General features: G+C 71.8%; 10 protein-coding genes. 4 read left to right on the forward strand and 6 right to left on the reverse strand.

Annotated features, from left to right (window positions below; genetic code table 11):
- Positions 1-62 precede the first annotated feature (62 nt).
- Positions 63-1,307, reverse strand: coding sequence for an MFS transporter (locus DPQ65_RS11730; protein ID WP_238146818.1), 1,245 nt, complete (start codon positions 1,305-1,307; stop codon positions 63-65).
- 38 nt (positions 1,308-1,345) lie between these two features.
- Positions 1,346-2,065 carry a helix-turn-helix transcriptional regulator gene (locus DPQ65_RS11735; protein WP_162802190.1) on the reverse strand — a complete coding sequence of 240 codons (720 nt, stop codon included), beginning with the start codon at positions 2,063-2,065 and terminating at the stop codon, positions 1,346-1,348.
- 54 nt (positions 2,066-2,119) lie between these two features.
- Here DPQ65_RS11735 and DPQ65_RS11740 point away from each other — a divergent pair, with 54 nt between their 5' ends.
- The 4 genes from DPQ65_RS11740 to DPQ65_RS11755 all read left to right on the forward strand — a co-directional run bounded on the left by DPQ65_RS11740 (position 2,120) and on the right by DPQ65_RS11755 (position 6,819).
- Positions 2,120-2,407, forward strand: a complete 288-nt coding sequence (locus DPQ65_RS11740; protein WP_114907543.1) for a DUF2249 domain-containing protein — start codon at positions 2,120-2,122, stop codon at positions 2,405-2,407.
- A 94-nt stretch (positions 2,408-2,501) separates the two neighbouring features.
- Complete coding sequence (locus tag DPQ65_RS11745; RefSeq protein WP_114907544.1) at positions 2,502-3,014, forward strand: hemerythrin domain-containing protein; 513 nt, start codon at positions 2,502-2,504, stop codon at positions 3,012-3,014.
- Positions 3,011-4,093, forward strand: coding sequence for a hypothetical protein (locus tag DPQ65_RS11750; protein WP_238146819.1), 1,083 nt, complete (start codon positions 3,011-3,013; stop codon positions 4,091-4,093). Before DPQ65_RS11745 ends, DPQ65_RS11750 begins: the two co-directional genes overlap by 4 nt.
- On the forward strand, positions 4,090-6,819 hold the full coding sequence (locus tag DPQ65_RS11755; RefSeq protein WP_114907545.1) for a multicopper oxidase domain-containing protein: 2,730 nt from the start codon (positions 4,090-4,092) through the stop codon (positions 6,817-6,819). The genes DPQ65_RS11750 and DPQ65_RS11755 overlap by 4 nt, the downstream gene beginning before the upstream one ends.
- Here DPQ65_RS11755 and DPQ65_RS11760 read toward each other — a convergent pair.
- Genes DPQ65_RS11760 through DPQ65_RS11775 form a run of 4 tightly spaced genes read right to left on the reverse strand, consistent with a single transcriptional unit; the run spans position 6,809 to position 12,297 of the window.
- The gene (locus DPQ65_RS11760) at positions 6,809-8,227 is read right to left on the reverse strand and encodes a hypothetical protein (RefSeq protein WP_114907546.1); all 1,419 of its coding nucleotides are present in this window, start codon (positions 8,225-8,227) and stop codon (positions 6,809-6,811) included. The two genes, DPQ65_RS11755 and DPQ65_RS11760, sit on opposite strands and share 11 nt — an antisense overlap.
- Positions 8,224-9,585 (reverse strand): CHAT domain-containing protein, encoded by a 1,362-nt coding sequence (locus DPQ65_RS11765; protein ID WP_114907547.1) that lies wholly within the window; start codon positions 9,583-9,585, stop codon positions 8,224-8,226. The genes DPQ65_RS11760 and DPQ65_RS11765 overlap by 4 nt, the downstream gene beginning before the upstream one ends.
- On the reverse strand, positions 9,582-10,976 hold the full coding sequence (locus DPQ65_RS11770; protein ID WP_114907548.1) for a hypothetical protein: 1,395 nt from the start codon (positions 10,974-10,976) through the stop codon (positions 9,582-9,584). Before DPQ65_RS11770 ends, DPQ65_RS11765 begins: the two co-directional genes overlap by 4 nt.
- Positions 10,977-10,980: 4 nt before the next feature.
- Positions 10,981-12,297, reverse strand: a complete 1,317-nt coding sequence (locus DPQ65_RS11775) for an alpha/beta fold hydrolase (RefSeq protein ID WP_114907549.1) — start codon at positions 12,295-12,297, stop codon at positions 10,981-10,983.
- Positions 12,298-12,438 lie beyond the last annotated feature (141 nt).

Below are 12,438 nucleotides of genomic sequence, written 5' to 3' on the forward strand. Positions count from 1 at the left end.
GGACCCGTTCAACGCCTACGCCGCGACCCAGGAGGCAGTGCGCGACCAGGATCCACGCCCGCTCAGGAGGCTGGTGCGGCCTGCTTCTGCCGAACGATGGTGACTGTCAGGATCAGGGCCACGACTGCGGTGATCGCCAGCAGCAGCAGACCCCACCCGTAGGAGTCCGTGCGGCCGTAGATGTAGCCCATCAGCAGGGGTGGCAGAAACCCACCCAGTCCCCCCGCGGCGCCGACGATGCCGGTGACACCGCCGACCCTGCCGGGTTCGGTGACCTTGGCGATGAGCGCGAAGGTCGCCCCGCTGCCGGCACCGAGGGCGGCTGCCATGCCGAGGAAGGCGGCAGTGCCGACGTGCTCCAGGATCGGCGTGAACGAGGCGACGGACGCCCCCACGGCCACGAGGGCGAAGCAGCTGGCCAGGACCGCGATGGCGCCGAACTTGTCGGCCAGCCACCCACCGATGGGCCGGCAGATGACGGCCACCACCACAAAGCCGGCCATCCGGTTGGACGCATCTGCCGGGTCCAGTTCGTAGGCCACCTTCAGATAGGACGGTAGGTAGACGGAGAAGGCGACATAGCCACCGAAGGCCACGGCATACAGGAAGGACAGCAGCCAGGTGATCGACAGCCTGGAGTTGGCCACCACCCGTGAGACGAGGGACCCGGTGGGGGCGGTGCGGCCGGGGGCGTCCCGCATGATCAGCCAGGCCAGGACCGCATAGATCGCCAGGAAGACCGAGGTCAGCACGAAGGGCAGGCTCTGGTTGCTCTCGTAGAGCGGCACGGTGGTCAGCGCGCTGATGGCGGTGCCACCCATGCCGGCACCGAAGACACCGATCGCCAGACCGCGCTGGTGCGGCGGGAACCAGGCATTCACGAACGGCACGCCGATGGCGAAGGCGGTCCCGCCGATGCCGAGGAAGAAGCCGGTGACCAGGATCGCGATCAGGGAGCTCTGTGCCCAGAAGCCGATCACCAGGACCGGCACGATCGTCGCCAGTGACACCACCGGGAACATGAGGCGTCCGCCGTGCTTGTCGGTGAGCGCTCCGACCACGATGCGGCCCAGCGAGCCGACGATGACCGGGACGGCCACCAGCAGGGCGACATCCCCCTCGGTGATATTGCCGAGGGTCCCGTCATCTCTCCACAGCGGCCCCAGCGGGCTCAACAGCGCCCAGGCCCAGAAGTTCAGGGCGAAGCCCAGGGTGGCCATGATGAGCATGACCCAGGCCCTGCCGGTGGCCGCGCCGGCGGCCGGGGGTGGGGAAGGCTGCGTGGTGGTGCCCGCGTGCTCGGACATCGCGCTCCTCAGGTGATGTGTTCTGTTGTGGGTCGGTGTCAGCTGCCGGACCCGCTCGGGCCGGTGTCCCGCAGGTGGAGCCGACAGGCTCCTGGCTCCTCGAAGGGCAGGAGCTGGACGCCGGTCGTTCTTGAACCGTACTGGTCCAGAGCCCCCTCGACCAGTCCTTGATGCACCTGGCAGATCACTTCGGGCATCTCCTCGGCCAGCTCCAGCAGGGGACAGGTCCGCAGGGCGATACCTTCCTCCGGCGTCGCCTCGGCGGGTGGCACCGGCGTGAACCCCAGGCGGGTCAGGAGTCGTATCACCAGGCCGGTCGCGTCAGCGCCATCGGTCTCCTCCCCGGAGGCCAGCTGACGTCCCCACGCCCGACCGATGTCGCGCGCCTCGTCGGACGGGTCCTCGGAACGTGCGGCGAGATAGGTGGCAAAGGCCGTGGTCAGGCCGCGGTACTCCGCGAACGCCGGATCGTTCACCCGCGGGACCGCGCGCCCCTGGTCGGTGATCGTGTACTGGTGGGCGGGTCTGCCCCGCCCGGCTGGCGGCACCGTCTCCATCCTCACCAACCCGGCTGCGGTGAGCTCCTGCAGGTGCGCCCGCACCGTGTTGGCGTGCAACCCGACGACGTCGACCAGGTCGGCCGTGGTGACCGGCCGAGTCTGCTCGGAGAGTGCCACGAGGACGCGCTCAGCGGGCGACTGATCAGCCTCGCCCGAGGGCCTCCAGGGGGCCGGTCCGAGCCGGGTCGATTTATTCACAGTCAAAGTGTAATAATACTTCCAACCGATCCGCAAACTGAAGGAGAACCCATCATGACCAGCGAGATTCCCCTGCAGGACGTGTCTGGCTGCGCGTGCGGGGAGCACGCTGGCGACGTGCCGGAGCTGGACGTGCGCACCGTCCCGCACGCCATCCGCCATGCCACCGTCTTCGGTGCCCTGTCCGCCATCGGAGTCGGGGGCGCGATGGACCTGGTGGCCCCGCACGACCCCAAGCTCCTGCTGGCTCAGATCGCCGACCGGGAGGACGGGGCCATCGATGTCGAGTACCTCGTGCCGGGGCCGGAGGCCTGGACGCTGCGCCTGACCCGGACACGCTGACCCGGCGACGCTGACCCGGCGCCCTGTCCCGGCGACGCTGACCCGAACGCCCGGTCCCGGAGACGCTGACCCAACTCCCGAGGAGAATGCCACCATGTGCTCTTACTGCGGCTGCCAGTCCATCACCGTCGTCGGCCGGTTCATGGCCGAGCACGACGAGATCATCAATGCCACGGGCGAGATGGTCCGGGCCGCGGCGAGCGGTGACCCGGAGCGGGTGCGGGAGACGGCGCAGGTCGTCGCCCGCCTGCTGAGCCCGCACACGCACTCCGAGGAGGTCGGGCTGTTCAGTGTGATGCGCGAGCAGGAGGAGTTCACCGAGCACATCGACACACTGTGTGGGGAGCACAGCAGCCTCGACGTGCTGCTCGAGGCGGTGGCCGGCGGCGCGTTCGAGCGGGCGCCGGAGTTTGAGAAGGAGCTGCGCACGCACATCGACAAGGAGGACAACGGCCTGTTCCCGGCCGCCGCCATGTCGTTGGACGGCACCGACTGGGAGCGGGTGGACGCCACCACGCCGGAGGCCCAGGAGGCCATCACTGACGGTCGAGGTCACCTGCTCCACAGCCACTCCCACGGCCCCGATCACCACCACCCCCACCCGTGATCCGCCCGGCCCGGTTGCTCCTGCTCGCGGGCGGGGGCGTCTCGCTGCTGGCCGGGCTGGATGCCAGCCTGCTGCTCCTGGGGCTGCCCGCCCCGATCAGCTTCTCCCGGCTCCCGGACGTGCACGGCATCCTCATGGTCCTCGGCTTCCTCGGCACGGTCATCGCCCTCGAGCGCGCCGTCGCACTGCGCCGTCGCTGGGGCTTCCTCGCACCCGCCCTGCTGGGCGCCGGCGGGGTGGCGCTGCTGACCCCCGCACCTCTGGCAGCCGGCCAGGCCCTGCTCGTCCTCGGCTGCCTCGGCCTGACCGGCGTCTACACCGCGCTCTGGCGACGCTCGCACGAGGTGACGATCCTGATCCAGCTGCTGGGCGGCATACTCGCTGCCTGTGGTGCCGCCCTGTGGAGCCGCGTGGAACTGGCCGCTGTCCTCCCCTGGCTGGTCGCCTTCATCGTCCTCACCATCGCCGCAGAGCGGGCCGAGCTGGCGCGGGTCTCCATGCCCCGGGGTGCCGGTGAGCAGTTGCTCGCGCTGTCGGGCCTGCTGACCCTCGGCGTGGTCGCCAGTCTGCTGTGGCCATCCGTCGGGGGGCCGCTCTTCGGGCTCGCCCTCCTGGCGGTCACCGCGTGGCTGGCCCGCCACGACGTGGCCCGGCGCCTGATCAACTCCACGGGTCTGCCCCGATTCAGCTCGGCCGCGCTCCTGGCGGGCTACGGGTGGCTCGGCCTGGCGGGTGCGTTGTGGGCCCTCGGATCGGTCCCCGGCGCCGGGGGCGGGCCGCTGGCCAACCACCCGGCAGCCTATGACACGGTCGTCCACGCCACCTTCCTCGGCTTCGCCATCTCGATGGTGATGGCGCACGCACCGGTCATCCTGCCCGCGGTGCTGTCGGTCCGGCTCCCCTACCGCCCCGTCCTGTGGGCACCGCTGGCGGTGCTGCACACCGGTCTGCTCCTCCGGGTCGGGGGCAACCTGCTCGGGGGCGGCCAGGCCGTGCCCTACCAGGCCGGCTCCGTCCTGACCATCCTCGCGGTGCTGCTCCTCGCGCTCACCGCCGTCTATCTGGTGGCCACCTCATGAACCCCGCCCCCTCCTCCCCGACGACGAAGCGCCCGGAGCAGGCCCAGGCCCGCGGTCGCTGGGCCCTGCGCGACTATCCGGCCCTGTGGTGGATGGTGCTGGCCGTCGGCGTCGCCCTGATCCACCAGTGGGTCCCGGACGCCACCTGGCTGATGGTGCACCTGGTGCTGCTCGGGGCGCTGACCCACTCGATCTTCGTGTGGAGCACCCACTTCGCCCAGGCCCTGCTGAAGACCCACGAGTCGCTCGACCCCAGACTGCGGCAGAGCCTGCGCCTGGCCCTGCTGTTCGTCGGCACGGCCATCGTCATGGTCGGCGTGCCCACGGCACAGTGGTGGCTCGTCGTGGTCGGTGCCGTGCTCGTCTCGAGCGCGGTCGTCTGGCACGGACTGATGCTGTGGCGCCGGCTGCATCATGCCCTGCCGGGCCGGTTCCGGGTCACCATCCGCTACTACCTGCTCGCCGCCGTCTGCCTCCCTGTCGGCATCGCGTTCGGCTCCCCGCTCGCGCTCGGCCTGAGCCAGACCTGGCACGACCGGCTGCTGACCGCGCACATGATGACCAACCTGCTCGGTTGGGTCGGGCTCACCGTCACCGGCACCCTGGTCACGCTGTGGCCGACCATGCTGCGCACCCCGATGGACCCCCGGGCCGAGTCCCTGGCCCGGCAGGCGCTGCCCGTGCTCGTCGCGGCGCTGGTCATCGTCAACAGCGGTGCCCTCGCCGGGATCCGTCCGGTGACGGTCGCGGGCCTGGTGGTGTATGCCGTGGGGCTGGGCTGGTGGGGACGGGCCCTGTGGGCGCCTGCTCGCCGCCGGCCGCCGAGCGAGTTCGCCACCGCCTCCGTGGCGTGCGCCCTGGCCTGGCTCATCGTCGGTCTCACCACCACCACGGTGCTCGTGGCGCGCGGCGGCGTCAGCGACCGCGTCGGCCTGCTGGCCTCCATCTTCGTGGTGGGCTTCGCCGCGCAGCTGCTGACCGGTGCCCTGTCCTACCTGATGCCCACCGCCCTCGGCGGCGGCCCGTCGGTCGTGCGGGCGGGTCAGGCCGTCTTCAACACGCTGGCCGGGCTGCGGCTGGTGATCATCAACGTCGGCCTGGCGGTCTGCCTGGCACCGGTCCCCAGCCTGGTGCGCGTCGTCGTGTCGGTCCTGGTTCTCGTGGCCCTGGCCTCCTTCCTGCCTCTCATGGTGAAGGGGATCATCACCTCGGTGCGGGCTCGGCGGGCGCTCGGCGGAGGGCTGCCGCCGCTCGACCCGTCGGCACGGGTCGAGCGGCCCCGCTCCGCGCTCACCCTCGCCCAGGCGGTCGCCGGCAGTTGCGCCGTGCTCGTCGCGATCACCGTCGGCGTGGGTCTGGACCCCGTGGCGGCCGGCATCGGGGCACCCACCACCTCCGCGGCCCAGGACTCCACGGTGACGGCCACGGGTGAGACCACCCGCGTCGAGGTCTCGGCGGCCGGGATGACCTTCACCCCGGACACGGTCACCGTGCCGCTCGGCAACCGGCTGGTCATCGACCTGGTCAACGACGACCCGTCCACCACGCACGACCTGGTCATCGCCGGCGAGAAGACCCCGCGCCTGGCCCACGGCGAGCACGCCGAGATCGTCATCGACGTGGTCACCGGGCCGCTCGAGGGCTGGTGCACCATCGTCGGTCACCGGCAGGCCGGGATGACCTTCCACGTGCAGACCACCGGGGAGGCACCGGGCGCCCAGGACGGCGAGGACACCGGCACCGGTGCGGCTGCCCAGGACGAGGTCGCCGGCGGGTCCCACGGCGATCACGGGAGCGGCCCACTGCTCACCGACGACCCACCTCCCGTCATGCAACCCGTCGATCCGGTCCTCGCACCAGCCCCGGACACCACCACGCACCGGATCACCCTCACCGCCGAGGAGGTGCCGCTGGAGGTGGCTCCCGGCATCTGGCAGCAGCGGTGGACCTTCAACGGGCAGGCCCCCGGCCCGACGCTGCGCGGCACGGTCGGCGACGTCTTCGAGATCACCCTGGTCAACGACGGCACGATGGGCCACTCGATCGACTTCCACGCCGGGGCGCTGGCCCCGGACGAGCCCATGCGCACCATCCCGCCCGGGGAGTCGTTGGTCTACCGGTTCACCGCCGAGCGGTCCGGGATCTGGATGTACCACTGCTCCACGATGCCGATGTCCTCGCACATCGCCGCAGGCATGACCGGGGCGGTCATCATCGACCCGCCCGACCTGCCCGAGGTGGACCGGGAGTTCCTGCTCGTGCAGTCCGAGGTCTACCTCTCCGGGGTGGCCGGGAGCGCCGCGGACGCCACCGAGGTGAGTGCCGACAAGATCGCCGCCGAGGACCCCGACCTGGTGGTCTTCAACGGCATCGCCAACCAGTACGACGAGCACGTGCTCGAGGCCAAGGTCGGTGACCGGGTGCGGATCTGGGTGCTGGACGCCGGCCCCAACCGGCCCAGCAGCTTCCACGTGGTCGGTGGTCAGTTCGACACGACCTACCAGGAGGGACGCTGGGTCCTCGGTGGGCCGGGGGGCGACGAGGCCTCGGCGGGCTCCGGGTCCGATGGTTCGGGCACCGGCGGCAGCCAGACCCTCGGCCTGCTCCCGGCCCAGGGCGGGTTCGTGGAGCTGGTGCTGCCCGAGGCCGGTCACTACCCCCTCGTGTCGCACCTGATGATCGACGCCGAGCGCGGCGCGCACGGCATCCTCAGGGTCACCGACTGACCGGCAGCGGGATCGCCACCGTCGGGTCACCGAGCAGCACCGTGCTGGCCCGGTCCAGGGCCGTGGCCTTGCTGTAGGTCGCCAGGTCCAGGGCCCCATCCGTGCCGTCGTTGAAGTCCTCGAGAGCTCGCCCGTGGCCGACCAGGAGGGCACCGATCGCGTCGTAGTAGGGCGCCAGCGCCATCCCGACCGGCCGTCCTCCGCAGATGCCCTCGTAGAGCGCGGCGCGGAGGCTGGCGGTGAGGTCCTGCCGGTTGGGCGGGAAGGACATGGTCCAGTTGAAGGTGGGTTCGACCTGCCCGATGAAGGCCCGGAGCGGACGCGGGGCTCCCAGCAGCGCCCGCGGGGTCGGTGCGGTCTGCGCTCCGAGGCTGGCCACCTCGGTGAGCACCCGGCCCACCGCGCCGTCGGCCGCGAACAGCCCGTCGTAGGCGGACGGCTGGTCTGCGCCGGCCGAGCAGCAGGCCTGGGCGAACCACACCGCGCCGTCCGGTGCCCAGGCGCTGACCAGGGCATCCGGGTCGACCACCTGCCGTGCACCGTCGACGAGCATCCCGAGGTCCCGACGCATCGCCGCCGGGTCGCCCAGGGGCCCGGTCATGCCGTGGCTGGTGGTGACCACCAGCAGTGGTCGCTGCTCGGCCAGGGCGGCGGTCAGCGCCGCTGCTGAGGTGTCCTCCGCCGAGCCGTCGATGAACCGGCCTGACGTCATGTCAGGGTCTGCCGCCAGGGCCGCGTGCAGGCTGCCCCCGATCACCTCGCGCATCAGGGTGGTGATGTCGCCCCCGCCGTGGTCGACCGACCAGACCAGCGGCCCGGCGTACCGGGCGGTCGATCCGGACCAGCCGGTGAGCAGGGCGCTCACGTAGTTGGCCAGGCCCGCCTCGTCCAGGTCGAGCCGCCCCACGTGCCGGACGGGGTTGAGGGTGGCCTGCACCCGCCACGGGACCTCGGCGGGCGAGGCTGCGACGAGCAGGTAGAGCGGGAGCTGCCGGGGGCCCATCCCCTGCGGCGAGGCCGCGGTGAACAGGTCTCCCCCGCCGGCGTAGTCGCGCAGCACCCAGGCTGCCAGGTCGGTGTCGGGGCGGTACCGGAGCACCTTGCCCGAGCGGACCCGCACGAGCTCCCGGATCGGTTCGGGGGCGTCGTCGGCGCGGGCCAGGGCCGTGTGGTCCAGCCCCGGTCGCTCGGGCAGGATGATGCCCCAGCCGACCCGCGGATCCGTCCAGTCGGCGGGGTCGGCGGCTCTGGGCACCAGCTGCCGCACCCCCAGGTCGGCCGCGCCGACGCTCCAGGCACCGATGCTGTCGGCGAAGGCTCCCGTGGCCGGGCCGCTCCCGGTGAACGCATTGGCCCGCACCTCCGCCTCCCGCAGCGGACGCAGCCCGGCCAGGTCCGGCGCGGTCACCGGGTCTCCAGCTCGGCGCGCAGCCGACCGAGGTCGTCGTCGATGTAGGCCAGCAAGGTGCTGTCGCCGGTGCCCGAGATCTGGGCCCGCAGACCGGTCAGTGCCTCGATGCTCAGCACGAGGGCACGGGTGGTCTCGGCGTCGAGCTCACCGCTCCCGGGACTGGTCGCCTCGCCGACCTGCACGGTGAACACCGCCGGACGGGTGTAGACGACCGGGAGGGTCCAGGCCTTGCGGGTGCCGCGTTGCTCCTTCAGCGGCTCGTAGCGCTCGGCCAGCTGCTCCCGGGCGCCGACCAGGAGCCGGGCCCAGTCCACCGGCGCGGCCACTCCGGGCGTGGTGGGCAGGCTGGCGAACTCGCGGAGCAGCTCGCCGTAGAAGGCCTCCGTGAAGCGTGTCGCATCGTCGGCCTGCACCGGCTCGCGCATGCCGACGACCGCCGGGATCCCCTCGGTGTAGACCAGGTTGAGGGCGACCGAGCCGGCCGATTGCTCACCGGTCGCCGACGCGGTCTCACAGCTGTTCAGGACCACGAGCCACGGCAGGCTGTCCGCCGGCCGGTGGAAGTCACCGATGTCGCCCGACTCGAGCAGCAGACTGCTCGACTGCCCGGTCAGCCAGTCAGCCCGGGTGGCCACCTGCAGGTGGGGACTGGTCCGGGTCGAGAGGCCGTGGCAGAACAGATGGAGGACGTGCGCATTGAACTCCTGGAGGCGCGCCCCCAGCTCCGCGACCGTCGAGGGCACGAACTCGACACTGACCCAGTCGGGTGCCGTGGCACTGATGTCGGCATGGAGCGCGTCCTCACTGACCAGGACCAGGACCTCGGCGGGCAGGGTCGAGTCCTGCACCGCGGCACGCAACGCCTCCCACTCGGCGGCTGCGGGGACACCCAGACAGGACAGGATGGCCGCGACCCGCAGGGGTGGGACGAAGTGCCGGTAGCCCTCCAGCGGGATCACGGTCTCCACGATGCGGCCCACGGCCCACCGCTCGTCCAACCCGAGGAACGCTCCGTCGGTGTCACAGAGCGCCTCCCAGGGGAAACTCTCGCCATCAGTGGTTGCCAGCTCGACGCAGACCGGCCGCCGCTGCGGGGGCTGCACCAGGAGCGCGGCCGAGAGCTGCTTGGCCAGGGGTGCGTTGCGCAGCAGCGCGTCGAACAGCAGCCGCCCGGCCCGACGCACCGCATCCTGCGTCGGTGGGCCGTGCAGCGCCTGGAAGACGGCGTCGTGGGCCTCCAGGCCCAGGGGCTCGGGCTGGGGCCGTGGCAGTTCGGGAGGCTCCTTCAGCTGGATGCCGAGCCGCACGCCGTCAGGTCCGGGCATCTCGACGACGCTGAAGACCACCCTGGTCATGGCTCACCCCGGAGCTCCCGGGCCCGCCGCTCCACCAGGTCCGAGACACGCCGCAGCGCGGTCACGGCGTCGGGGTCCGGTCCGGTGTCCGTGCGGATCCACTTGGCCTGCAGCGACTCCAGGTATCTGGTCGCGGCTGCCACGGAGGTGGGTGTGTGCGCCTCGACCAGGAGGTCCTGGGTGGCCTGCTGGACCATCACGGAGTGGCCGCTGCGGGTCATCAGGTGCTCCTCGGGGTACTCGACGAACTTCGGGTGGGCCCAGCACGAGATCCCGGGCTGGGCCGTCCCGACGCTGTCCTGTCCCGCATAGACCAGCTGGAGCACCCGCCTGAGCTGGTCGGTGTCGGGGTCGAGAGCCAGGTCGTGCGCGATCGTGATGCCGGGGCTGTTGATGGCCAGGGCGTCGGCCACCTCCCGGAGGGCGGCACCCGAGTAGTTGTCCGGGGCACCCGAGGCGATGAAGGTCCATGCGCCCTGCCCTGACACGAACTGGGCCAGCTTGGCGGCTCCGACGAACTCCCCCACGGGCGTGGCGTCCCCGGCCCAGTCGTCCTCCCCCACCCACGGCCCCTCCGCGGGCTGTTCCTCCAGGCGGGAGGGGGTGACCGACATGGCCACCGCGCCACGGCCACCGGAGAGGTAGCCGTGGCCGACCAGGTGCACCACGTCGAGTGCGCTCCCCCGCAGGGCAGCGCCCATCCACTCCAGCCAGGCGTTGTCCGCAGTCGCGGCCGGATGGGTGCTGCCGACGGCGTCGCCGGGAGGGACACCGGCCTCCCACCGGGCCGGGTCGTGGGCGATCACCGCCTCCTCATCGGCGAGCAGCGTGGTGAGCCGCTCGAACACCCAGCCGTCGCTGAAGACGTGGACCGTGGTGGGCACTCCGGTGGCCTCGCGCCACAGCCGCGCGAGCCCGGCCAGGGTGCCTGCCGCGTCAAACTGTCCGGACACCACCGACCAGCCGGCGCACAGCGCCACCTCGAGGGTGTTGCTCTGGGCACGGGGTCGCACCGTGTAGTTGGGCAGCCGGACCACCGGTCGCCCCAGGGGCGCGAGCAACTGCTCCCACGGCACCAGGTGCAGGTAGCCCCGGGGACTGGGTAGTTCCAGCCACAGCGCGTTGTCGGGCGGTGAGGCGGACCCACCCAGTGTCGGGACCTGCTTGGTCAGGTAGTAGAGCACGTCGGAGGGCAGGCTGAACTGGTCGTCGGTCGCGGGCTCCCCGCCCCGGAAGTCCAGTGGCCCCAGCTCGCTGGCACCGCACTCGGCGACCAGCTCGACCTCGCCGCTGCCGCGCACCAGCCAGAACCGCACGGCGACCCGACCCCCGTCCCGGTAGGCGATCCGCAGCGTCGGCAGATCGTGCTCGGCCCGGACCAGCGTGGCCATGGGGCTACTCCATCACCTGGCAGAGCAACGCCCAGGCCGTGGCCGCGTTCTGCACGTCGCCGTGCCCGTTGATCACCGCGTCCGCCCGGATCGCCAGCACCTCCGTGCTCGGCAGCACATAACGCTTAGGTGCGGTCACGGCGTCCACGACCGTGACCGACGAGGTGTCCTGGGGGCCGAAGCCGCCCAGCGCCGCATACTCCGAGGGTGCTCCGGCGATGACCGCCTCCCGCGTGTCCGACGCCCGCCGTGCGGCGAGGTGGAACAGCCGGGTCAGCGGGACGTCGTGCCGGCTGAAGGTCGTCATGACCGGCTGCCGGGCCCGGTCCAGCGCGGGGCGGTAACCCCCGGCCGGGTGCTCCCGGTCCGGGTCGGCGAAGCACTTGGCCGAGGTGGCGGGTTGCAGCAGCAGGACCGACTCCACCGGCCGCTTCGGTGCACTGCCGTGGGCCAGCGCGGACAGCACGACCTTGCCGCCGTAACTGTGGCCGATGAGGCGCACGCGAGAGTCGGGCGAGGAGTCCAGCAGGTCGTGCAGCATGGAGCGCACGCCCGCTCCCCCGACCCGGCCCGCACGGTCCTTCATCAGCAGGACGGTGGCGCTGCGGATGAGGTTGCGCGGGTTGAGCTTGTCCAGCAGGCCGGCGGTCTCGGGTGCACGGTCGGCGCCGACCGGCTCGTCCTCCACGAAGCCCCCGCGCTCGACCGGCTCAGCGGGGTCCTCAGAGGGCATCGCGGCCCACCACCGGAGAAGGTCCTCCGGCGTGATCGTGGCGTCCCGACCGTCCCCGAGCTCGTCCTCGAGGCCGGTAAGGGCGGGAGCGACCAGGCGGGCGAGTTCCAGGGCCCGCTCACCGCTCAGCTCGGCGTGGCCGGCCAGCTCATAGAGCCGGGCGGCCGCTCCCTCCTCCAGCGACTCGGCGATCAGCTCGAGGGCCAGGTCCTCGCCCGTGGACGGGTCGCGCTGCCCGCCCGCGATATCCGGGCCCCGCTCATCGCGAGGCACCAGGACGGTGCTGGGCCAGTTGACCCCCACCAGGACCGGTCGATAGTCGCGTGCCGGGGGGTGCCAGCCCTCGGCATACTGCTGGTTGAACTGGTCGATGAACTCCAGGTAGTGCCGGGTAGCGGCCTCCCAGGTGTTGTTCCAGCCGTGGCTGAACAGGAAGACATCGGTCGCCTCGCCGGCTGCCTGCACCAGGTGTCGCAGGCTCGACGGGCTGGTGCACACCCCCCGCTTGTCGAACCTGATCATGTAGAACGGGGCGGTTCCGCCGCCCGGTCCCGGGACCTGTTGCCAGGGTCCGTTGATCGCAGCCATCGTCACAGCTCTCGGGAGACAACCTGTGAGCACCGCCCGGCCCGACGAGGAGTCGCTGCCCTGCGGTGCCGCACGGGCCCGGGTGCCGGTCACCTGGGTCCACACCAGCGTGAATGCGTTTCTGAGCGTACTCAGGCCCGG

The sequence above is a fragment of the Ornithinimicrobium murale genome (genome assembly GCF_003352835.1).
GTDB lineage: Bacteria > Actinomycetota > Actinomycetes > Actinomycetales > Dermatophilaceae > Ornithinicoccus > Ornithinicoccus muralis.

Excerpts from the sequence above, each read along its gene's own strand:
- DPQ65_RS11730 (WP_238146818.1), bottom strand. The coding sequence starts at position 1,307 with ATGTCCGAGCACGCGGGCACCACCACGCAGCCTTCCCCACCCCCGGCC.
- DPQ65_RS11740 (WP_114907543.1), top strand. The coding sequence starts at position 2,120 with ATGACCAGCGAGATTCCCCTGCAGGACGTGTCTGGCTGCGCGTGCGGG.
- DPQ65_RS11745 (WP_114907544.1), top strand. The coding sequence starts at position 2,502 with ATGTGCTCTTACTGCGGCTGCCAGTCCATCACCGTCGTCGGCCGGTTC.
- DPQ65_RS11755 (WP_114907545.1), top strand. The coding sequence starts at position 4,090 with ATGAACCCCGCCCCCTCCTCCCCGACGACGAAGCGCCCGGAGCAGGCC.
- DPQ65_RS11765 (WP_114907547.1), bottom strand. The coding sequence starts at position 9,585 with ATGACCAGGGTGGTCTTCAGCGTCGTCGAGATGCCCGGACCTGACGGC.
- DPQ65_RS11770 (WP_114907548.1), bottom strand. The coding sequence starts at position 10,976 with ATGGCCACGCTGGTCCGGGCCGAGCACGATCTGCCGACGCTGCGGATC.
- DPQ65_RS11775 (WP_114907549.1), bottom strand. The coding sequence starts at position 12,297 with ATGGCTGCGATCAACGGACCCTGGCAACAGGTCCCGGGACCGGGCGGC.